At 69.1% G+C, this 21,768-nt stretch carries 18 protein-coding genes and 1 tRNA gene; 10 read left to right on the forward strand and 9 right to left on the reverse strand.

The window, feature by feature from the left end:
• Position 1 precedes the first annotated feature (1 nt).
• Both VLI41_RS09310 and VLI41_RS09315 read right to left on the reverse strand, forming a co-directional pair.
• The gene (locus tag VLI41_RS09310) at positions 2 to 484 is read right to left on the reverse strand and encodes a GNAT family N-acetyltransferase (RefSeq protein ID WP_325267794.1); all 483 of its coding nucleotides are present in this window, start codon (positions 482 to 484) and stop codon (positions 2 to 4) included.
• Positions 481 to 1,344, reverse strand: coding sequence for an NAD(P)-dependent oxidoreductase (locus VLI41_RS09315; protein ID WP_325267795.1), 864 nt, complete (start codon positions 1,342 to 1,344; stop codon positions 481 to 483). The genes VLI41_RS09310 and VLI41_RS09315 overlap by 4 nt, the downstream gene beginning before the upstream one ends.
• 94 nt (positions 1,345 to 1,438) lie before the next feature.
• On the opposite strand from VLI41_RS09315, the gene VLI41_RS09320 reads away from it, so the two are divergent.
• The 5 genes from VLI41_RS09320 to VLI41_RS09340 all read left to right on the forward strand — a co-directional run bounded on the left by VLI41_RS09320 (position 1,439) and on the right by VLI41_RS09340 (position 7,718).
• Positions 1,439 to 2,341: a flagellar motor protein MotB gene (locus tag VLI41_RS09320; protein ID WP_325267825.1), complete on the forward strand. Its 903-nt coding sequence runs from the start codon at positions 1,439 to 1,441 to the stop codon at positions 2,339 to 2,341.
• 86 nt (positions 2,342 to 2,427) lie between these two features.
• On the forward strand, positions 2,428 to 3,192 hold the full coding sequence (locus tag VLI41_RS09325; protein WP_325267796.1) for an arginyltransferase: 765 nt from the start codon (positions 2,428 to 2,430) through the stop codon (positions 3,190 to 3,192).
• A gap of 97 nt (positions 3,193 to 3,289) precedes the next feature.
• Entirely contained in the window at positions 3,290 to 3,934 is a 645-nt protein-coding gene (locus VLI41_RS09330) for a DnaA ATPase domain-containing protein (RefSeq protein ID WP_325267797.1), read from the forward strand.
• Between the two features lie 93 nt (positions 3,935 to 4,027).
• Positions 4,028 to 6,238 (forward strand): RNA degradosome polyphosphate kinase, encoded by a 2,211-nt coding sequence (locus VLI41_RS09335; protein ID WP_325267798.1) that lies wholly within the window; start codon positions 4,028 to 4,030, stop codon positions 6,236 to 6,238.
• Positions 6,219 to 7,718: a Ppx/GppA phosphatase family protein gene (locus VLI41_RS09340; RefSeq protein WP_325267799.1), complete on the forward strand. Its 1,500-nt coding sequence runs from the start codon at positions 6,219 to 6,221 to the stop codon at positions 7,716 to 7,718. Before VLI41_RS09335 ends, VLI41_RS09340 begins: the two co-directional genes overlap by 20 nt.
• 425 nt (positions 7,719 to 8,143) lie before the next feature.
• On the opposite strand, the gene rnd is transcribed toward VLI41_RS09340, so the two are convergent.
• Positions 8,144 to 9,322: a ribonuclease D gene (gene rnd / locus VLI41_RS09345; RefSeq protein WP_325267800.1), complete on the reverse strand. Its 1,179-nt coding sequence runs from the start codon at positions 9,320 to 9,322 to the stop codon at positions 8,144 to 8,146.
• Positions 9,323 to 9,412: 90 nt separating this feature from the next.
• Between rnd and purM the strand changes: the two genes are divergently transcribed.
• Entirely contained in the window at positions 9,413 to 10,444 is a 1,032-nt protein-coding gene (purM, locus tag VLI41_RS09350) for a phosphoribosylformylglycinamidine cyclo-ligase (protein WP_325267801.1), read from the forward strand.
• The gene (locus VLI41_RS09355) at positions 10,441 to 11,130 is read left to right on the forward strand and encodes a hypothetical protein (RefSeq protein ID WP_325267802.1); all 690 of its coding nucleotides are present in this window, start codon (positions 10,441 to 10,443) and stop codon (positions 11,128 to 11,130) included. Before purM ends, VLI41_RS09355 begins: the two co-directional genes overlap by 4 nt.
• A 16-nt stretch (positions 11,131 to 11,146) precedes the next feature.
• On the opposite strand, the gene VLI41_RS09360 is transcribed toward VLI41_RS09355, so the two are convergent.
• The 4 genes from VLI41_RS09360 to VLI41_RS09375 form a co-directional block, all read right to left on the reverse strand.
• A complete protein-coding gene (locus tag VLI41_RS09360; protein ID WP_325267803.1) occupies positions 11,147 to 11,620 on the reverse strand; it encodes a hypothetical protein in 474 nt (157 codons plus the stop codon).
• 80 nt (positions 11,621 to 11,700) lie between these two features.
• Positions 11,701 to 12,756: a 2-oxoacid:ferredoxin oxidoreductase subunit beta gene (locus VLI41_RS09365; RefSeq protein ID WP_325267804.1), complete on the reverse strand. Its 1,056-nt coding sequence runs from the start codon at positions 12,754 to 12,756 to the stop codon at positions 11,701 to 11,703.
• Positions 12,753 to 14,585 carry a 2-oxoacid:acceptor oxidoreductase subunit alpha gene (locus VLI41_RS09370; RefSeq protein WP_325267805.1) on the reverse strand — a complete coding sequence of 611 codons (1,833 nt, stop codon included), beginning with the start codon at positions 14,583 to 14,585 and terminating at the stop codon, positions 12,753 to 12,755. The genes VLI41_RS09365 and VLI41_RS09370 overlap by 4 nt, the downstream gene beginning before the upstream one ends.
• Entirely contained in the window at positions 14,570 to 16,357 is a 1,788-nt protein-coding gene (locus tag VLI41_RS09375; RefSeq protein WP_325267806.1) for an FAD-dependent oxidoreductase, read from the reverse strand. The genes VLI41_RS09370 and VLI41_RS09375 overlap by 16 nt, the downstream gene beginning before the upstream one ends.
• 329 nt (positions 16,358 to 16,686) lie before the next feature.
• On the opposite strand from VLI41_RS09375, the gene VLI41_RS09380 reads away from it, so the two are divergent.
• Positions 16,687 to 16,869, forward strand: a complete 183-nt coding sequence (locus VLI41_RS09380) for a hypothetical protein (protein WP_325267807.1) — start codon at positions 16,687 to 16,689, stop codon at positions 16,867 to 16,869.
• Between the two features lie 61 nt (positions 16,870 to 16,930).
• Complete coding sequence (locus VLI41_RS09385) at positions 16,931 to 18,358, forward strand: M20 family metallopeptidase (RefSeq protein WP_325267808.1); 1,428 nt, start codon at positions 16,931 to 16,933, stop codon at positions 18,356 to 18,358.
• Here the strand turns inward: VLI41_RS09385 and VLI41_RS09390 are convergent.
• Positions 18,348 to 19,811 carry an NF038122 family metalloprotease gene (locus VLI41_RS09390; protein ID WP_325267809.1) on the reverse strand — a complete coding sequence of 488 codons (1,464 nt, stop codon included), beginning with the start codon at positions 19,809 to 19,811 and terminating at the stop codon, positions 18,348 to 18,350. The genes VLI41_RS09385 and VLI41_RS09390 overlap by 11 nt on opposite strands.
• 288 nt (positions 19,812 to 20,099) lie before the next feature.
• Complete coding sequence (gene tig / locus VLI41_RS09395; RefSeq protein ID WP_325267810.1) at positions 20,100 to 21,458, reverse strand: trigger factor; 1,359 nt, start codon at positions 21,456 to 21,458, stop codon at positions 20,100 to 20,102.
• Between the two features lie 196 nt (positions 21,459 to 21,654).
• On the opposite strand from tig, the gene VLI41_RS09400 reads away from it, so the two are divergent.
• Positions 21,655 to 21,739 (forward strand) — tRNA-Leu (locus VLI41_RS09400).
• Positions 21,740 to 21,768 lie beyond the last annotated feature (29 nt).

The raw sequence follows: 21,768 nt of genomic DNA on the forward strand, positions 1-21,768 counted from the left end.
TTCATGTCGTGAAGTAGGCGCTGGGGGCGTCGTGGCCCGGCAGGTCGATCATCTGCACGAACTTCAGGCCGATCTTCTCCAGCACCCGCTGCGAGGGCGTGTTGTGGGGCGCGGTGATCGCCGCGATCTTCGGATGCCCGAGCGTCCCCCGGGCGAACGCGAGCACGGCGCGCGCGGCTTCGGTGGCGTAGCCCTGGCCGGAATGCCGCTGCAGGAAGGCGTAGCCGATGTCCGGGCAATCGAGCCCGTCACGTTCCACCAGGCCGCACATGCCGAGCGGATGACCCCGGGAGTCGCGGACCACGAACCAGGGCGTCTTGGCGAACCGCTCGCCGATGTAGGCGCGGGCCGCCTCCAGGGTGCGCACGCCGCGGTCGCCGATGTTGGCGATCCAGCCCGGATCGTTGAGCAGCTCGAGGACGAAGGGCGCATCGTCCGAGGTGGGCGGTGTGAGCGTCAGCCGCTCGGTGCGCAACCCGGTCACTTGTCCGGCGTCTCCAGCCGCGCCACCAGGCTGGAGGTGTCCCAGCGATGGCCGCCCATGGCCTGCACCTCGGCGTAGAAGCCGTCGACCATGCGGGTCATGTCCAGGCGGGCGCCATTCCGCTCGGATTCGTCCAGCAGGAGGCCCAGGTCCTTGCGCATCCAATCGACCGCGAAGCCGAAGTCGAACCGGCCCTCGCTCATGGTCTTCCAGCGGTTGTCCATCTGCCAGGACTGCGCCGCGCCCTTGGAGATCGCCTCGTAGACCCCGGCCGGATCGAGGCCGGCGCGGCGGGCGAAGTGCAGGCCTTCCGCGAGCCCCTGGACGACGCCGGCGATGCAGATCTGGTTGACCATCTTGGTGAGCTGCCCGGAGCCGGGGCCGCCCATCAGCCGGATCGCTTTGGCGTAGGCCGAGATCACCGGCCGCGCCGTCGCGAACGCCGCCGCCTCGCCGCCGCACATGATGGTGAGCTGGCCGGCCTCGGCGCCGGCCTGCCCACCGGAGACGGGCGCATCCACGAAGGCGACGCCGCGCTTGTCCGCTTCCGCCGCGAGCTCGCGGGCCACCTCGGCCGACGCCGTCGTGTGGTCCACGATCACCGCTCCCTTCCGGAGCGCGGGCAGCGCCTCGCCCACGACCTCGCGAACATCTTTGTCGGCGCCCACGCAGAGCAGGAACATCTCCGCGTCCTTGGCCGCTTCTGCGATCGTCGGCGCGGACTGGCCGCCATAGGCCTCGACCCATCGCTCAGCCTTCTCGGGGCTGCGGTTGAACACCGTCATCTCGTGCCCCGCCCTGGCCAGATGCCCGGCCATCGGGAAGCCCATCACCCCCAGGCCCGCGAACGCGACCCTCATGCCAGCTCCATGCGCATTAACTCTCTCCGCAACGCCATCTTAACGGGGCCCCGCGCAGGCTGGCGAAGGTCAATCCGCGCGTGAGGTGGTGCCGATGTCGGTGGGCGAGCAGCCGATCGTCGTCAAGAGGATCAAGAAGGTCATCGGCGGCGCCCACCACGGCGGCGCGTGGAAGGTGGCCTACGCCGACTTCGTGACGGCCATGATGGCCTTCTTCCTCTTGATGTGGCTGATCAACACCACCAGCCCCGAGCAGAAGCGCGGCATCGCCGACTACTTCGCCCCCGCCTCGGTGTCGGAGACCACCTCCGGCTCGGGCGGCATCCTGGGCGGCACCGCCCTGGGATCGGACGGCTCGAAGAGCCAGGGCTCGTCGTCGATCATCCAGGATCTCGCCCCTGATTCGAAGAACCCCAACAACGGCAAGAACCGCGACGCCTCCAAGGCCAATTCCGAGAACGCCGCGACCGAAACGCTGCGCAAGGAGCTGGAGAAGCGCGAGGCCGCCGCCTTCCAGTCCGCCGCCCAGTCGCTGCGCCAGGCGCTGCAGGACATGCCGGAGTTGGCGGAGCTTTCGAAGAACATCATTATCGACCAGACGCCCGAGGGCCTGCGCATCCAGCTCGTCGACCAGGAAGGCCGCTCGATGTTCGACGAGGGTTCGACCAAGCCCAATGCGCGCGCCACGCTGCTGCTCAGGGCGGTGGCCAAGGTGATCAACCAACTGCCCAATCGAATCAGCATCTACGGCCACACCTCTGCGAGCCGTGGCGGAGCCCGGAACGAGGGCGACTGGACGCTCTCGGCGGGGCGCGCCGAAGCGTCGCGCAAGGTGCTGCAGGGGGCCGGCGTCGACCCCGACCGCGTCTACCAGGTTTCCGGCAAGGCTGGTTCGGAGCCGCTTTATCCCGACGATCCGACGCTGCCGGGAAACCGCCGCATCGCGATCGTGTTGTTGCGTGAGGCGCCGGTTCTGCCACCGGATTCAGGCCTCTAGCTTCGGCTCCGCCTTGCGCAAAGCCCCGGCATGACGCCTAATCCGGTCATGGCCGCGCAGGTAGGCATTAGGGCGTTTGAAGGTCCGTGACGCAGCACTTCCCGACCCGTCAGCTCCGGTTCTTCCTGACCGCGCCCTCGCCCTGCCCCTATTTGCCTGAGCGATACGAGCGCAAGGTGTTCGCGCACCTGCCGCTGGCCGACGGCGCGGCGGTGAACGACAGCCTCACCCAGGTGGGCTTCCGCCGCTCCCAGAACATCGCCTATCGGCCGGCCTGCGAGGGCTGCGCGGCGTGCGTCTCGGCCCGCATCCCGGTGCTGGACTATCTGTTCTCCCGCTCTGAGCGGCGCAGCTTGTCTCGCAACGACGATCTCACGCGCCATCTCGTGGAGGCCGAGGCCACGATGGAGCAGTTCGATCTGCTGCGGCGCTATCTCAGCGTGCGTCACGCCGACGGCGGCATGGCCGAGATGACCTGGCCCGACTACGTGGCGATGGTCGAGGACACCGCGGTCCGCACCCATGTCGTCGAATACCGCGCCCGGCCGAACGGCAGCGGCCCGGGCGACCTCCTGGCCTGCGCCCTGGTCGACGTGATGAGTGATGGGCTCAGCCTCGTCTATTCCTTCTACGATCCGAGCCTGAGCCGGCGCAGCCTCGGCTCCTTCGTGATCCTCGATCACGTGATCCAGGCCGCCCTCTCCGAGCTGCCCTACGTCTACCTGGGCTACTGGGTGCGGGGCTCGGAGAAGATGGACTACAAGGTGCGCTTCTCGCCCATCGAGCTGCTCAAGCCCGAGGGCTGGACGCTGGTGGCCACCCGCGACGCCGCCCCGCGCGAACCCGCCTGAGCGACATCAGGAACGGCCTCGGGGCCAATCCCGGCTGGCGGCGGCTGGCGCAGGCGTCTAGAAGCCCGCGCGTGACCCGTCCCGCCGCCCCTGCGCCATGGCCCGACAGCTTCGCCTGAGGCTTGGCCGCCGCGCCTCCTATACCCGCGACACGTTCGTCCATGGCCCTTCGAACGCGCAGGCGACGGCGGCGATCGACGCGTGGCCCCGCTGGCACGGCGGCTGCCTGGCGCTGGTCGGGCCCGAGGGCGTCGGCAAGACCCACCTGGCGCTCGCCTGGGCGGCGAACGCGCACGCGGCGGTGCTGGACCGGAGCGCCCCCGACATTGTCGCCGCCGATGGCCAGCCGGTGCTTCTGGAGGACGTCGACCGCGGGATCCCGGACGAGGCGCTGTTCCACCTGATCAACCTGGCCGCCCGCAGGGGCGGCGGCCTGTTGCTCACCGCCCGGACGCCTCCGATCGCCTGGCCGGCGTCGCTCCCCGATCTGCGCTCGCGACTGAACGCCTTGCCGGTCGTCGAGATCGAGCCGCCCGACGACCAGGTCCTCGAGGGTGTGCTGCGCAAGTTCTTCAAGGAGCGGAACATCCGCCCCGGAGCCGAGGTCTATCCCTTCCTGCTGCGCCGCATCGAGCGCTCGGCGACCGCGGCGCGCGAGGTGGTGCGCCAACTCGATGAAGCGCCCGATGAGCTCAAGCCGGTCTCGCGGGTTCTCGCGCGGCGCATCCTGGAAGGGGATTAGCCGGGGTCTGTCTTTTTCCCAGGCGCATTCACATCTGGGTTAATCTCGGCGGGTAATCTTGCGGGCGATCGTCCGCCCCTGGAGACGCGTGGAATGACCTATGCTGCGCCCGTCGCATCGCCGGTTGCGAACGATGCCGCGCACGCCGTCCATCCCTGGAACGAGGCGCTCGCCGACTCGCCCGCCCGGTTCTTCAACCGCGAGCTCTCCTGGCTGGCCTTCAACCGGCGCGTGCTCGCCGAGAGCATGAACCCGCGCCACCCCCTGCTCGAGCAGCTCAATTTCCTGGCGATCAGCGCCAACAACCTCGACGAGTTCTACATGGTCCGCGTGGCGGGCCTGAAGGCGCAGGTCCGCGAAGGCGTCCAGGTGGTCAGCCAGGACGGCCTCACCCCCTCCGAGCAGCTGGAGCGGGTCAACGCCGAAGCCGCCGATCTGATGGCCGACCAGCAGGCCCGCTGGCGGGCGCTTTGCGGCGAGCTGGCGGCCGAGGGCCTGGTCGTGGCGCCCGCCACCGAGGTCACTGCAGCCGAAAGGGCCGGCCTGGAGGAGACCTTCTTTTCGCAGCTGTTTCCGGTCCTGACGCCGCTGGCGATCGACCCCGCGCACCCGTTCCCATTCATTCCGAACCTCGCCTTCTCGCTGGTGCTGAAGCTCAGGCGGAGCTCGGACAATCGCCTGCTCTACGCCCTGGTGCCGATCCCGGCCCAGGTCGCCCGGTTCTGGGAGCTGCCGGCGGCCCGGACCGGGCGCAGACGCCCCGAGCGCCGCTTCGTCTCGCTGGAGGGCTTCCTCGCGCTGTTCGTCGACCACCTGTTCCCCGGTTGCGAGGTGGAGGGCCAGGGGGTGTTCCGGCTGATCCGCGACTCCGACATCGAAATCGAGGAGGAGGCCGAGGACCTGGTGCGCGAGTACGAGGCGCTGCTGAAGCAGCGGCGCATGGGCTCAGTGGTGCGCGTGGAGGTCGAGGCCGCCATGCCCGAGGAGCTGCGGGCCTTCATCACCGAGAACCTGAAGGCCGAGCCGCAGGACATCCTGCTGATCGACGGGCTCCTCGGCCTGGACGAGCTCAGCCAGCTGATCCCCGCCGATCGGCCCGAGCTGCGATTCAAGCCGTACGAGCCGCGGTTCCCCGAGCGCATCCGCGATCATGCCGGCGACTGTTTCGCCGCCATCCGCGAGAAGGACATCCTGGTTCACCACCCCTTCGAGAGCTTTGACGTGGTGGTGCAGTTCCTCAGGCAGGCGGCCCGCGACCCCAACGTCGTGGCCATCAAGCAGACCCTCTACCGGACCTCCAAGGAGAGCCCCATCGTGGCCGCCCTGATCGAGGCCGCCGACAACGGCAAGAACGTCACCGCAGTGGTCGAGATCAAGGCCCGCTTCGACGAAGAGGCGAACCTCAAGTGGGCCCGCGACCTGGAGCGGGCGGGCGTGCACGTGGTCTACGGCTTCATCGAGTACAAGACCCACGCAAAGCTTTCGACGGTGGCGCGCAAGGAAGGCGAGACGCTGCGCACCTATTGCCACTTCGGGACGGGCAACTACCACACGGTGACGGCGCGCATCTACACCGACCTGTCGCTGTTCACGACCGACCCGCCCCTCGGCCGAGACGCGATCCGCCTGTTCAATTACGTCACCGGCTATGCCCAGCCCGAGGGACTGGAAAAGCTCTCCTTCTCGCCGGTCACCATGAAGCGCGATCTCCTGCGGCTGATCGGCCAGGAGGCCGCCAACGCCCGCGAGGGCCAGCCGGCCGCGATCTGGGCCAAGCTCAACGCCCTGGTCGACCCGGAGATCATCGACGCGCTGTACGCCGCCAGCCGCGACGGAGTCGCCATCGACCTGGTGGTGCGCGGCATCTGCTGCCTGCGCCCGGGGGTCGAAGGGCTGTCGGAGAACGTCCGGGTGAAGTCGATCGTCGGGCGTTTCCTGGAGCACGGAAGGATCGTCGCATTCGCCAATGGCGCGCCGATGCCGTCCGGCCGCGCGCGCGTGTTCATCTCCTCGGCCGACTGGATGCCGCGCAACCTCGACCGCCGCATCGAGTGCCTCACCCCGATCGAGAACCCGACGGTGCACCAGCAGGTCCTGCAACAGATCATGCTGGCCAACCTGAAGGACGAGGCGCAGAGCTGGACCTTGGATGCGGACGGCCGCTATACGCGGGATCCATCCTGGGATCATCCGAGCGCCTTTTCCGCGCACGAGTACTTCATGACCAATCCCAGCCTGTCGGGACGGGGCCAGAAGGTGAAGGACATGCCGCGCGCGATCGATCATGTGGCTGCGCGCGGATAGCCGAGCCGAGCCCCGCCAGGCGGCCGTCATCGACATCGGATCCAACTCTGTCCGCCTGGTGATCTACCGTCTCGACGGGCGCGCCATCTGGACTGTCCATAACGAGAAGTCGCTGGCCGGACTGGGCCGCGACCTGCCGGCCACAGGCCGCCTCTCCTCCGAAGGAATCGAGATCGCCCTGACCGCGCTGCGGCGTTTCCGCGCGCTGCTCGAGGGCTGGAGCGCCGAGGACGTGCAGGTGGTGGCCACCGCCGCGGTGCGCGAGGCCGCCGACGGGCCGATGTTCATGAAGCGGGTGCGCGAGGAGACCGGGCTCGCGGTGCGGCTGCTGTCGGGCGAGGAGGAGGCCCGCTTCGCCGCGTTCGGGGTGATCGCCGGCCAGCCCGACGCGGCTGGCGTGGTGGGCGACCTGGGCGGTTCCAGCCTGGAGCTCGTGCGCCTGGACGGCCGCGCCGGCGCCGCCGATGGCGTGACTCTGCCGCTCGGACCCTTCGCGCTCGGCGCGCCCAGGCCCTTGCAGATCGAGCGCACCTCGCGCGCGGTCGAGGCGGCGCTCGGGCCGCAGGCGCACCGCTTCGCGAGCCGCGACTTCCACGCGGTCGGCGGCGCCTGGCGCAACCTCGCCCTGCTGCACATGGAGCTCGCCGACTACCCGTTGCGTGTCGCCCACCAGTACGAGATGGGCCGCGCCGACGCGCTCGACGTCGCCCGCTTCGTGGCGCGCCAGTCCAGAGCCTCGCTGCAGCGCATCGAGGGCCTCTCCAAGAAGCGGTTCGAGACCCTGCCCTACGCCGCCGTGGTGCTGGAGGGCGTGATCCAGGCGCTGGGGGTGAAACGCATCGTCGTCTCGGCGTTCGGTCTGCGCGAGGGCTTGCTGTTCGAATCGATGCCGCCGGAGGTCCGCCGCCGCGATCCGCTCATCGAGGGCTGCGAGGTGCTGACCGCCGCGCGCGGCCTGTCGCCGGAGCTGGGCGGCGCGCTGGAAGCCTGGATTGCGCCCGCCTTCGAGATTCTCCCCGCCCTGTTCGAGGAGCGCGAAGCCGTGTTGCGCGCCGCGGCCTGCCGCCTCGCCGACCTCGGCGCGCGGCTGCACCCGGACCATCGGGCGGACGTCGTCTTCGAGCAGGTGCTGCGGGCCCCGATCGCCGGCATGACCCACACCGAGCGGGCGTTCTTGGCGAGCGCGATGTTCTCGCGCCACACCGCCGCGCGCACGACGCCGGAAGAGGCCACCGTGGCGCGCGTTCTGAGCCCCGAGCGGCGTCAGCGCGCCTGGGCGCTCGGAGCGGCCATCCGCCTGGGGTGCGACCTCTCCGGGCGCAATCCGCGGCTGCTCGAGCGCTCCAGCCTGGCGATCAGGGGCGAGCGGCTGGTGCTCGCCGCCGCGCCCGGTTGGGAGAACATGCTGCTGGGCGAGCAGACGGCCAAGCGCGCCCAGACCATGGCCGCCGCACTCAAGCTGAAGCTGGAAATGAGCTGAGCCCAAATGACGAGAGGGCGACGATCCGGTCGCCCGAACCGCCGCCCTCTGAACCAGATCCGTTGGGGGATCTAGGCCGTCAGGTCCGGAAGGAACTCATCGCCCCAGGGGTCGCCCCCCGAAGCGTCTCGCCCGCCCCCGGCGCCGCAAGAACGGAAATCCAGGTCGCCCCAGACCGCCCGTCCTCGAGGAACTCCTGCCGCGAAACGTGCCGGTCTCCCGATCCGCCGCGCCGCAGTTCCTGTCGGCACGGGGAGCCTCGCGCCGTCCCGCTCCGCGCGCAACGGCCGGTTCCGGGCAAGCTGTGGGGGAAGCGTTGGCCTTCCAGTGGACCAGGTGTGGATAACCGCGTCCCGATGCGGCGGAGATCAAGGAATCCAAGCCCCTGACGGTTATCCTCAGCGACCTGCCGGGCGACGGCGGACCTAGCCCGCGCTGGCCGCTTTCGGCGCGCGGCGGACCTCCACCACGCGCACCCGCGCGCCGTCCAGCACCAGGGCGAGCTCGCCGCGCTTCAGCTTCAGCGCGTCCTCGCCGAACGCCTCGCGCCGCCAGCCCTTCAGCGCGGCGGTGTCGGCGTGGTCGTCATTGGCGATCTGCTCGAGGTCGGCGACGGTGGCGATCAGCTTGGAGGCCACGCCGGTCTCCTCCGCCCGCGCCTTGAGCAGCACCTTGAGGAGCTCGACGACCGCGCCCGCCGCCGGCGAGGAAGAGGCCCGGGTCCGCTCGATCACCGGAGCGTAGGCGTCGGGATCCTTCAGCGCCTCGCGCACCGCGGCGATCAGGTCGGGCCCGAAGCGCGAGCCCGAGAAGCCCTTGGGCACCGAGCGCAGGCGCTCGAGCGCATCGGCGTCGACCGGCGCCTGGGTCGCGACCTCGTCGATCGCTTCGTCCTTCAGGATGCGGCCGCGGGGCTGGTCACGGACCTGGGCGGTTCGCTCGCGCCATGCGGCCACGGCCCGGTACACCGCCAGGTACTTGGCCGTGTGACGACGGGGCTTCAGCCTACGCCAGGCGTTCTCCGGATCGACGTCATAGTTGCCGGGATCCGTCAGGTTCGCCATCTCATCCGACACCCAGCCCAGCCGCGACTCCTGCTCCAGGCGCTTGCGGAGCATCGGATAAAGCTTCGCCAGATGGGTGACGTCGGCGAGCGCATAGGAGAGCTGCGCATCCGACAGCGGCCGCCGCGCCCAGTCGGTGAACCGGCTGGACTTGTCGATCTCGATCTTGAGCATCTGGCGCACCAGCGCGTCGTAGGCGATCTGCTCGCCGAATCCGGCCGCCATGGCCGCCACCTGGGTGTCGAACAGCGGCCGCGGCATGGCCTTCAGGTTGTTGAAGATCTCCACGTCCTGGCGGGCGGCGTGGAAGACCTTGAGGATCTTCTCGTCGCGCAGGATCTGCAGGAAGGGTTCCAGATCCATGGTCTCGGCCAGCGGATCGATCACCGTTTCGGCTGAGGGCGCCGCCGCCTGAATCAGGCACAGCCTCGGCCAATAGGTGGTCTCGCGCATGAACTCGGTGTCCACGGCGACGAACGATTGGCCTTTGAGCTTGTCGCAGAACGCCGCCAGTTCGGCGGTGGTGGTGATCGGCGTCATCGACTAGCTATAGCCCCGCGGCGGTGCGAGTCTGCAAGACGCGATCGGCGCATCCGCGCCACAATTCCCTCGCAAGGCTCCACCTTCCCGATGAGCGACCGGCCTAACGGACTGACCTATGCGCAAGCCGGCGTCGACATCGACGCCGGAAACGCGCTGGTCGAACGCATCAAGCCGCTCGCCCGCTCCACGGCCAGGCCGGGGTCGACGCCGGCGCTGGGCGGCTTCGGGGCGCTGTTCGATCTGAAGGCCGCCGGCTACGACGACCCGCTCCTGGTCACGACCACCGACGGCGTCGGCACCAAGCTGAAGCTCGCGATCGAGACCGGGCGGCACGGCGCGGTGGGCGTCGATCTGGTGGCCATGTGCGTCAACGACCTTTTGGCGCAGGGCGCCGAGCCGCTGCTGTTCCTCGACTACTACGCCAGCGGCCGGCTGGAGGTGGACGCCGCCGCAGCCGTGATCGCCGGGATCGCCGAGGGCTGCCGGCAGGCGAATTGCGCCCTGGTCGGCGGCGAGACCGCCGAGATGCCGGGGATGTACGCCGCCAACGACTACGATCTGGCGGGTTTCTGCGTGGGCGCGGTGGATCGCGACAAGGTGCTGCCGCGCCTGGCCGATCAGCGCGCCGGCGATCTGCTGATCGGCCTGGCGAGCTCGGGGCCGCACTCCAACGGCTATTCGCTGATCCGCCGCATTGTCCAGCGCTCTGGTCTCGGTTGGGAGGCGCCGGCGCCGTTCGCGCCCGGCCAGGCGCTCGCCGAGGCGCTGCTGACGCCGACGCGGATCTACGTCCGCGCCGTGCTTCCGGAACTGCAGGCCGGCCGCGTCAAGGGCCTCGCCCACATCACCGGCGGGGGCCTGGTCGAGAACCCGCCGCGCGCCATCGCGGAGGGGCTCGTCCCCCGCTTCGACTGGCGGGCCTGGGAGCCGGCCCCGGTGTTCGACTGGCTGCAGCGGACCGGCGGCGTCGCCGATGTCGAGATGCGCCGCACCTTCAACTGCGGGGTCGGCCTGATGCTGATCGTCGATCCCCAGGACATGCCCCTGGTTCTCGCCAACCTCACCGCCGCCGGCGAGGACGCGTTCGTCATGGGCGAGCTGGCGGAGAGGAGTCCATGATGCTTCGCGCGCTCCTGGTCATCGGCGGCCTCTTGGTGCTGAGCGGCTCCGCGCTCGCCCAGCCGCGGACGCCCGAGGCGGCCGGTTTCACGCAGCTCTTCATCAGCCCCTGCGGCGAGCCCTATCGCGGCCGCCCCGGCGATCCTTACCCGGTCGTGCTCTGGTTCAAGCAGGCCGACCTCAACCACGATGGAAAGATCGACCGCGCGGAGTTCCGCGCCGACCACGCCGGGTTCTTCGATGCGCTCGACTCCGATGGCGACGGCGTGATCGACGGTGTCGAGATCAGCTTCTACGAGAACCGCTTCCTGCCGGACGTCTACCGCCGCCAGCAGGAGGTGGGCGCGCTCGCGCCGCCGGCCCGGCTGATCCTGGTGCAGGGCCTGGGCGCCTACGGCCAGGATCCAAGCCTGGGGGAAGGCGCCCAGGGGCCGCCGCCGAGCCTCGGCGCTCAGCGCCGGGCGCCGGTCGAGTACGTGGGCGCGGCGGCCTATGGATTGCTGGCCGAGCCGGAGCCGCTGACCGCGGCCGACACGAACATCGACGGACGCATCACCAAGGCCGAATTCCTGGCGGCGGCGGATCGCCGGTTCAAGCGGCTCGACCGCAGGGGCGACGGCCAGCTCACGCTCGACGAGCTTCCCATGACCGCCGCCCAGGCCGCCGCCGCGAAGAAGCGACGCTGACCTCCCGCCGCTCGAGCTATTTCGCCGCTTCCCAAGCCCAGGTCAGGGTCTCGATCTTCCAGCCGCCCGCGTCCCGTTGGGTCGAGAAGGTGACGTGGCCTTCGGCGTGCTTCTTCGAGCCGTCCTTGAAGGTGTAGGTGAGCTCGCCCGGGATCACCGCATAGCCGCGCTCGCCGGTGATCTGCACCATGGTCGCGGGCATGAAGCGCATGTTGACGTCGGTGATGCCGGACTTCTCGGCGTTGGCGGCCATGCCGTTCAGCCACTCGCCGCCGGCTTTGGGGCCCGACCAGTGATAGGGCGCGAGGTCCTCGGTGATCGACGGATTGGCCACGAAGTAGGCCAGGGCGCCCGGGCCGTCGCCCTTGTTCACCAGCGCGGCGAAGCGGTCGAGCGAGGCGGTCAGCTCGGCTTCGGCCGGGCTTTCGGCGGCCAACGCGGGGCCGCCGACCAGCACCGCGGCCAGGCCGGCCAGGATGAGGCGCTTCATGGGATACTCCCAGCCGACCGGCTGAACCCCCAGCGGGTGGCGCGGCGGCCTTGCAGCTACGCGCACTTCGCACGCCGCGGCTAGCGCAGGCCCGCGTTGATCGTCTCCAGGGCCGCGGCGCCGGGCACCAGCTCGCGCTCGGCCAGCGCATTGAGCGGCGTATCGACCGTATTCAGCGCCTCGTGCAGGTCGCCGGCGTCCGGATCGACGTAGAGCAGCCCCGTGACGATCTCGCCCGCCGTCTGCTTCGACTGGAGGAAGCCCAGGGCCGCCGCGCGGTCGGACGGATCGTAGAGCTCGGCGAGCTTGTGCAGCGACAGAATCGAGCCGTCGTGCTGGGCCACCTGCACCGTCTCGCCCGGCGCGTAATCGACGTGGATCGGCGCACGCGGCGTGATCACTTCGAGCCGGTTCACCGCCTCGTTGTGCTCGCGCACATAGTCGAAGCTCTTGGTCGAGCCCGCGTGGTTGTTGAACTGCACGCAGGGACTGATGCAGTCGATGAACGCCGCGCCCCTGTGCATCAGCCCGGCTTTGATCAACGGCGTGAGCTGGTCCTTGTCGCCGGAGAAGGAGCGGGCCACGAAGGTCGCCCCGAGCGTCAGGGCCATGGAGACCAGGTCGATGCCGGCGTCGTGGTTGACCACACCGCGCTTGGACTTCGAGCCCTTGTCCGAGGTGGCCGAGAACTGGCCCTTGGTGAGGCCGTACACGCCGTTGTTCTCGACGATGTAGACCATGTTGACCCCGCGCCGCATGGCGTGGGCGAACTGGCCGAGGCCGATCGAGGCTGAATCGCCATCGCCGGAGACGCCCAGGTAGACGAGGTCCTTGTTGGCGAGGTTGGCGCCGGTCAGCACCGAGGGCATGCGGCCGTGAACGGTGTTGAAGCCGTGACTGTTGCCCAGGAAATAGTCCGGCGTCTTGGACGAGCAGCCGATCCCCGACAGCTTGGCGATGCGGTGCGGCGGCAGCTCCAGTTCGTAGACCGCCTGGATGATCGCCGCCGAAATGGAATCGTGGCCGCAGCCGGCGCACAGCGTCGAGACCGAGCCCTCGTAGTCGCGCCGCGTATAGCCCAATGCGTTCCTGGCCAGCGCCGGGTGATGCAGCTGGGGCTTGGTGATGTAAGTCATTCCGCGGCCTCGATGACCGATGCGACGGACATCAGCGTCGCGATCTCGCCGGCGATGTAGCGGGCGGTGATGGGCGTGCCGTCGTAATGCAGCACGGAAACCAGCTTCGCCGGATCGGCCCCGCCCTCGGTGACGATCAGGGTCTTGAGCTGGGCGTCGCGGTTCTGCTCGACCACGAAAATCCGCTCGTGGGCGGCGATGAACTCATAGACCTCGTCCGCGAACGGGAAGCCGCGCACCCGCAGGGCGTCGAGGTTGCGGCCCTGACCCTCCAGGGCGTCCAGCGCCTCGTGCATGGCCGGCGTCGTGGAGCCGAAGTAGATCACCCCGTCCGGCGTCTTGCGCTTGGCCTTGCGAAGGACCGGCGCCGGGACCAGGGCCTTGGCCGTCTCGAACTTCTGCAGCAGCCGTTCCATGTTGCCGACATAGACGCTGCCGTCCTCGGAATAGCGGGCGTAGGGGTTTCGCGAGGTGCCGCGGGTGAAGTAGGCCCCGCGGGTCGGATGGCTGCCCGGATAGGTCCGGTACGGAATCCCGTCGCCGTCCACGTCGAGGTAGCGGCCGAAGTCGCGGCCGGCCTCGAGCTCCTCGTAGGTCATCACCTTGCCGCGGTCGAGCTTGCGGGACTCGTCCCACCTGAATGGCTCGGTCAGCCACTCGTTCATGCCGATGTCGAGGTCGAGCATGACGAAGATCGTGGTCTGCAGCCGGTCGGCCAGGTCGAAGGCGAGCGCCCCCATCTCGAAGCATTCGCCGGGATTGCAGGGCAACAGCAGCGGATGCTTGGTGTCGCCGTGGCTGGCGTAGGCGGCGGCCAGGATGTCGGCCTGCTGGGTGCGGGTCGGCATGCCGGTCGAAGGCCCGCCGCGCTGCACGTCGAAGATCACCGCCGGGATCTCGGCGAAATAGGACAGCCCGATGAACTCGGTCATCAGCGAGACGCCGGGCCCGGAGGTGGCGGTGAAGGCCCTGGCGCCATTCCAGCCCGCGCCCACAACGATGCCGATCGAGGCGATCTCGTCCTCGCCCTGGACAATGGCGTAGCGCGCCTTGCCGGTTTCCGGATCGGTGCGCAACTGCTGGCAATAGCCCGTGAAGGCCTCCGCCAGCGAGGTGGAGGGGGTGATCGGATACCAGGCGCAGACGGTCGCTCCGCCATAGACGGCGCCGAGCGCCGCCGCCGCATTGCCTTCCACGTAGATCCGCGCGCCCACCTTGTCGGCGCGACGCACCTGCAACTTGAGCGGCGTCAGGTTCTCGCGGACATAGTCGAAGCCCAGCCCCAGCGCCTCGATGTTGGCGTCGATCAGCCGCTGTCGCCCGGCGAAGTCCTCGGCGAGCAGGTCCTCGATGACCTGCCGCTCGATGCCCAGCAGCGCGGCCAGCGCGCCGACGTAGACGGTGTTCTTGAACAACTGCCGTTCGCGCGGGACCTGGTAGCGCGCATTGCACATCGCGGTCAGCGGCACGCCCACGACGGCGACATCGTCTCGGAACTTGCTCGCCGGAAGCGGCTTCGTGGAATCGTAGAACAGGACGCCGCCCACCTCGATCTCGGCCACGTCCTTGTCCCAGGTCTGCGGATTCATCGCCACCATCAGGTCGACCCCCCCGCGCCGGCCGAGATAGCCCGCCTCGGTCACCCGCACCTCGAACCAGGTGGGCAGGCCCTGAATGTTCGAGGGGAAGATGTTGCGCGCCGCGACCGGCACGCCCATGCGCAGGATGGCGCGGGCGAACAGCCCATTGGCGCTGGCCGAGCCCGAGCCGTTCACATTGGCGAACTTGACGACGAAGTCGTTCACCCGCGGCTTCAGCTGCTCAGGCATGCCGCCCCCGCATGCGTCATATCGAGGAGGAACTTCTGCATGTCCCAGGCGCCGGTCGGGCACCGCTCGGCGCAGAGGCCGCAATGCAGGCAGACGTCCTCGTCCTTGACCATCACCCGGCCGGTCGGCAGGGCTCCCGAGACGTAGAGATCCTGGGTCAGGTTGTCGGCGGGCGCCTTCAGCCGGGTCCGGAGCTCCGCTTCCTCACCGTCCTCTGTGAAGGTGATGCAGTCCATTGGGCAGATGTCGACGCAGGCGTCGCATTCGATGCACAGGTTGTCGGCGAACACGGTCTCCACGTCGCAGTTCAGGCAGCGCTCGGCCTCCTTCAGGCCGAGGTCGCGGTCGAAGCCCAGCTCGACCTCCAGCTTGACGTTCTTCAGCGCAACGGCCTTGTCGCGCAGCGGCACGCGGTAGCGCCGGTCGTTGGAGATGTCGTTGTCATAGCTCCATTCGTGGATGCCCATCTTCTGGCTGACCAGAGAGAAGTCGGGCGGCGGGCGGATCTTCACGTCCTCGCCGTTCAGCAGCTTGTGGATCGAGATCGCCGCATCATGGCCATGAGCCACGGCCCAGATGATGTTCTTCGGCCCGAACGCCGCGTCGCCGCCGAAGAAGACGTGCGGGATGGTGGACTGCATGGTCGCCTCGTCGACCTTGGGCATGTCCCACTCGTCGAATTCCAGGCCGATGTCGCGCTCGATCCAGGGGAAGGCGTTCTCCTGGCCGACGGCGACCAGCACGTCGTCGCATTCGTAATGTTCATCCGGATCGCCGGACGGAATGAGCTTGCGGCGGCCCTTCTCGTCGTATTCGGCCTTCACCACCTCGAACAGCACGCCGGTCAGCTTGCCCTCGATATGGGTGAAGGCTTTGGGCACCCGGAAGTTGATGATCGGGATGTCCTCATGGATGGCGTCCTCCTTCTCCCAGGACGAGGCCTTCATCTCCTCGAACCCCGAGCGGACGATCACCTTGACGTCCTCGCCGCCGAGCCGCCGCGAGGTGCGGCAGCAGTCCATCGCCGTATTGCCGCCCCCCAGGACGATCACCCGCTTGCCGATCTTCTCGATGTGGCCGAACGAGACGCTGGAGAGCCAGTCGATGCCGATGTGGACGTTGGCGGCGGCTTCCCGGCGGCCAGGGATGTCGAGGTCGCGCCCGCGCGGCGCGCCCGAGCCCACGAAGATCGCGTCGTAGCCTTCGCCCAGCAGCGCCTTGAGGCTGTCGATGCGCTGGCCCATGCGCAGTTCCATGCCGAGGCCGGTGATGTAGCCGACCTCTTCGTCGATCACCCCCTCCGGCAGCCGGAAGCGCGGAATCTGGCTGCGGATCATACCGCCGGTCTTGGCGTCGCCGTCGTAGATGACCAGGTGGTAGCCGAGCGGAGCGAGGTCGCGCGCCACGGTCAGCGAGGCCGGGCCGCAGCCCACCAGGGCGATTCGCTTGCCGTTCCCCTGCGTCGCGGGCTTCGGAAGCCGCCCGGCGACATCCGACTTGTTGTCGGCCGCCACGCGCTTCAGCCGGCAGATCGCCACCGGCTCGTCCTCAACGCGAGCGCGCCGGCAGGCCGGCTCGCAGGGCCGGTCGCAGGTCCGCCCGAGGATCCCCGGGAACACGTTCGACGTCCAGTTGATCATGTAGGCGTCGGTGTATCGGCCCTCCGCGATCAGGCGGATGTACTCCGGCACGGGGGTGTGCGCCGGACAGGCCCACTGGCAATCGACGACCTTGTGGAAGTACTCCGGCCCCCAGCTACTCGTCCGCTGCAAAACGCATTCCTTCCCGAAACGCTCTACTCCCGCGCGGTGCGGCGACTGCCATGGAGCGGCAGCGGGGCCCTCTCCCGCGCGACGCGGCGTGATGGCGGGAGGTTACGTCCGGCGGTGCGGCGAAGCCAAGCCTTTCCTGATCGCTGTTCCGTGGTTTCGCATGCAGGGAGCGCATGTTGCGCGAAATTCCCAAGATCCGGGGCAGCATCGCCTCAAGCCAACGTGATCGGCGCAACAGGATTTCACGGCCAGGGCATGCTGGCCGCGTCAGGAGGTAAATGATACCTTAACAAGCGGGAGCCCCTGAACCGGGCATGGGAGAATCGACCATGGCCTTCGGCCCGAGCGAACATTTCGATGCGCCCCCGTCGGATGCGGTCCCGATCCGTCGCGACGCCGTGGGCGGTCCGCTCGATGAGGACGCCGATCCCGTGAACCTGTTCCAGGAGATCAACGAGCGCCGCGCCCGCATCGAGAACGCCGAGCTGCTGCGCCGGCTGCGGGGTCTCTGAGCCCTTCCAACCCGCATCGCCCACGCGCTAAAGGACCCGCGTCTGCCGCGGAGGTCCTGACGTGGACGCATCGGCCCTGAACGCCTTCCTCGACGAGCTCTGGACTCAGGAGATCGTTCCCGAGCTCGTCGACTACATCGCCATTCCCGCGAAGTCGCCGCACTTCGATCCCGACTGGCAGGCCTCGGGCCATATCGATCGCGCGGTCGAGCACATGGTCCGCTGGGCGAAGGCCAAGCTCGAGGCGATCCCGGGCGCGAGCTTGGAGGTGGTGCGGCTCGAGGGCCGCACGCCGGTGATCCTGATCGAGGCCCCGGGCGAGCTCGACGACACCGTCCTGCTCTACGGTCACCTCGACAAGCAGCCGGAGATGACCGGCTGGGCCGAGGGGCTCGGGCCCTGGACGCCGGTGATCCGGGACGAGCGCCTCTACGGCCGCGGCGGGGCCGATGACGGCTACGCCATCTATGCCTCGACGGCCGCGTTGCTGGCGCTGCAGCGGCAGGGCGTGAAGCGGGCCCGCTGCGTGGTGCTGATCGAAGCCTGCGAGGAGAGCGGCAGCTACGACCTGCCGTTCTACGTCGACCACCTGGCCGAACGCATCGGCTCGCCGTCGCTGGTGATCTGCCTGGACTCCGGCTGCGGCAACTACGAGCAGCTCTGGGTGACCACTTCGCTGCGCGGCCTGGCGGGCGGGCTGCTCACGGTGGAGGTGCTGGAGGAAGGCGTCCATTCCGGCGACGCCTCGGGCGTGGTTCCCGACAGCTTCCGCATCGCTCGGGCGCTGCTGTCGCGGATCGAGGACGAGGCCACCGGAGAGATCCGGCTGGACGCGCTGCGCGTGCAGGTCCCGGCCGAGCGGATCGGCCAGGCCAAGGCGGCGGCCGCGGCGCTGGGCGAGGACCTGTGGCGCAAGTTCCCGTTCGCGGGCGCGACCCGTCCCCCGACCATGGACGGCGTGGAGCTGGTGCTGAACCGCACCTGGCGGCCGCAACTCGCCGTGGTGGGCGCCGAGGGCCTGCCGCCACCCCAGAGCGCCGGCAACGTGCTCCGCCCGCTGACCACCCTGAAGCTCAGCGTCCGCCTGCCGCCCACGGCGGATGCCGGCCGAGCGCAGACGGCGCTCACGGCGGCTTTGACCGCGGACCCCCCGCAGGGCGCGCAGGTGCGCTTCGACGCCAACCAGGCGAGCTCCGGCTGGAACGCGCCGCCGCTCGCCGCCTGGCTCGAGGGGTCGCTGCAGCGCGCCTCAAAGGCCACGTTCGGGCGCGAGGCGGCGCTGATGGGGGAAGGCGGCACGATCCCCTTCATCGGCATGCTGGGCGAGAAATTCCCCGAGGCTCAGTTCGTGATCACCGGTGTGCTCGGGCCGCACTCCAACGCCCACGGGCCGAACGAATTCCTGCATATCCCGACCGGACGCAAGGTGACGGCCTGCGCGGCGATGATCCTGGCCGACCACGCCGAGGAGGCCGCAATCAGGCGGTGAATAACCACCCCGGCGGCAGGGTCGAGAGCTGCACGTTCCTGAGGATCAGCTCGTCGCCTCCGGTCATATCGATGACGACGTCGGCGCCCACCTGGCTCTCGGTGTGCATCGTGCCCGGGTCCAGCTGCACCCGGTCGCCTTCCCAGGCATGGAAGTCGAGCACCACGTCGAGCCCGGCGCCGGAGAAGCTGTGGAAGACATCCGCGCCCGCGCCGCCGGTGATCGTGTCCGAGCCCCGGTCCCCCGAGATCCAGTCGTTGCCGATCCCGCCGGTGATGGAATCGTCGCCCTGGCCGCCGCGCATCAGCTCGCCGCCGGACCCCCCGTTCAGGGTGTCGTTCCCGAGGTTGCCGTAGAGGATGTTCTGGCCCGCGTGGGCGGTGATCAGGTCGTTGCCCTGCCCGCCCACCAGCCAGTCGCCGCCGCCCGAGCCGCCGTCGATGACGTCGTCGCCCTTGTTGCCGTTGATGTCGTCGAACCCCGAGCCGCCCTGGATGGAGTCGTTCCCGTCGTCGCCGCGCAGATAGTCGCCGCCCGCCCAGCCGGTGATGGTGTCGTCGCCCGCGCCGGCATGGATCTCGGTGAAGCCCGCCTGGGCGCTCAGCAGGTCGTCGCCAGGCGTCGGCGCATTGGCCGTCCCGCTCGCGCCGGAGCTGCCGCTTGGCGTCCAGCCCAGGATGTCGAGCACCTGCAGGTCGGTGGCCGAGACGGAGCCCGGGTCGCCGGGACCGCCGGGCCCGAAGGCGTCGCCGACGGTGAAGGCCCAGTCCCCGAGGTCCTGGCCGTCGTCCACGCCGCTGGCGTTCACGGCGTTGTGGAACGCCAGATTGCTGAGATGCGTCCCGTCCAGGCCGAAGAAGGTGATGAGCCCGTCACGCCCGCCGGTGAAGTCGCGGACGCCGGAAGCCGTGAAGCGGAACAGATCGAGGGGCGCCCAGCGAGTGTCCTGGATGCCGAGGCTTTCGATGCGGCCGAAGGCGCCCTCCGAGATCTCGTGCTCGATCGCCCCGACGGCGTCCTGGCCGAAGCTCCAGGACAGGTTGCTGTTCAGCGTGACCGAGACGTCCTCGCCGTTGGTGAGGCTGCTCAGGCCCAGGATCCGCGCTTCCGGCGTCGCCACCTCGAAGCCGATGCCGCCGGAGGGATCGAAGCCCGGCAGGCCGCTTGCCGCCACGAAGTCGTCCGTCGTGGTCGCGTGCGCCCGAAGCGCGCTCACCAGGGCGTCGTAGCTGGTGCGGATGGTGAAGAAGGAGTTGTGCGCAGCGGTCCCAGAGGCGAGCGGCGCGAGGTCGAAATTGGCGGTGATGGTCACCGCATTGCTGAAATGCGCCTGGAAGAAGTTCTCGGCGCTGACGATGGCGCTCCGATAGGCGTCGGTGACGTTCGCGGAGTAGCTGTTGTCGAAGACGAGGCCGCTCCCCGCGAGCGTCACGGTCTCACTGGCGAGCGACATCACGCGCAACCTTGACTAGAGTCCCACTCGCACCATATGCGGCAATTGTGGCCAAATTATCAACAATGTTCGTAGCTTAGCTGTCAATGCGCGACTTCGCCTCCGGTTCCGCTGCGCCGAGGGAGGGGAGCAGGCGCCTCAGCAGCGCGTCCGGCGCCTGGGCCGTCGGCTCGCATGCGGCGAGCGCCGCCGGAGACGAGCGCGGCGGCGGTGCGGACGCGGCCTTCAGACCCTCCCGACCGGTCGCGGCCATCGGGAAGACGCGGGGGCGGACTTCCCCGTCAGTGATCAGCCGCCGTATCCGGCCGGCAGATCCTCTTCCTTGAGGAGCTCGTCCTTCGAGACCTTCTTGTCCTTCACCTTCGCCTTTTCGACGATCAGGTCGACCACCTTGTCCTCGAAGATCGGCGCGCGCAGCTGCGCCTGGGCGTTGGCGTTGTTGCGAAGCAGATCGAACACCTGCTGCGCCTGCGCCCCGTAACGCAGCGCCTCCTGGCGCATGGCGTTGGCGAGCTCCTGCTCGCTCACCTGCACATCGTTGCGGCGGCCGACTTCGGCCAGGATGAGGCCCAGCCGCACCCGCCGCTCGGCGATCTTGCGGTACTCGGCCTCCAGCTCGGCGTCGGTCTTCTTGGCGTCGTCCTCGGGCAGCTGGCCGGCTTCCTTGTCCTGCTGCACCTGCTGCCAGATCGAGGCGAACTCGGCCTCCACCATCTTGGGCGGCAGGGGGAAGTCGTGCTTCTCGTCGAGCTGGTCCAGCAGCGCGCGCTTGAGCTTGAAGCGGGTGGCGCTGGCGTACTGCTGCTCGAGGTTGGTCTTGATCAGCTCACGAAGCTTATCGAGGCTCTCGACCCCCAGCCGCTCGGCCAGCGCCTCGTCGGCCTTGGCCTCGACCGGCGCCTTGACCTCCTTCACGGTGACCTCGAACGCCGCGTCCTTCCCCCTGAGCGCCTCGACCTGGTAATTTTCCGGGAAGGTGACCTTCACGGTGAGCTCGCTCTCGGGTTTGGCGCCCACGAGCTGCTCCTCGAAGCCGGGGATGAACTGGCCCGAGCCCAGCACCAGCTCCACGTCGCTCGCCGCGCCGCCCTCGAACGGCGCTCCGTCGATCCGGCCCACGAAGTCGATGACCACCATGTCGCCGTCCTTGGCCTTCACGGACTTGCCGGTCCGGGCCTCGTAGGTGCGGTTCTGCTTGGCCAGCTCGTCAAGGGCCTCGTCCACCTCCTTGTCGGTGGGCTCGTAAACGGGACGCGACAGGCTGAGCTTGGCCGGATCGACCGGCTCGAACTCCGGCATCACATCGACGGCGATCTCGTAGGCGAGGTCCGCGCGGCCCTCGATGACCTCGGCGAGGTCGGTCTCGGGCTTCAGGTCCGGCTCGCCGGCGGGGCGCACCTTGCTGTCCTCCAGCACCTTTTGGGTGCTCTCCGACAGCGTCTGCTCGACCACCTCGCTCATCAGCGCCTTGCCGTAGAGCCGGCGCACGTGGGCGGTCGGCACCTTGCCCGGCCGGAAGCCCTTGATGCGCAGCGTCGGCGTGATCTCGGCGATCCGCGCCTCCAGCCGGTCGGCCAGGTCCTGCACAGGGACCGTCACGCCCCAAACGCGGCTCAGGCCTTCGCCAGATTTTTCAACGACTTGCATGGACATTCTTGCGATTCCGGTGCCGCGCGCGGGGCGCCGCGCAGGGCCGTGCTGACGAAAGGGCGGGCGCCGTCAAAGATCCAGGGAGGCGCGAGCGCGCCTTATGTCATGCAGGCCCGCGGGCTCCAAGCCCAAAGCCCGGAATGGCGCCTCCGGCCTTGACGCCGCCGTCCGCGCCCGCAATGGCAGATCGCAGGCGGATGTGGCGGAACTGGCAGACGCACTGGATTTAGGTTCCAGCGCCGCGAGGCGTGGAGGTTCGAGTCCTCTCATCCGCACCACCGCGCGGCGCCCACCGCGGGGGGTGACA

Origin of the sequence: Phenylobacterium sp., from assembly GCF_035475775.1 — a bacterium.
GTDB lineage: Bacteria > Pseudomonadota > Alphaproteobacteria > Caulobacterales > Caulobacteraceae > Phenylobacterium.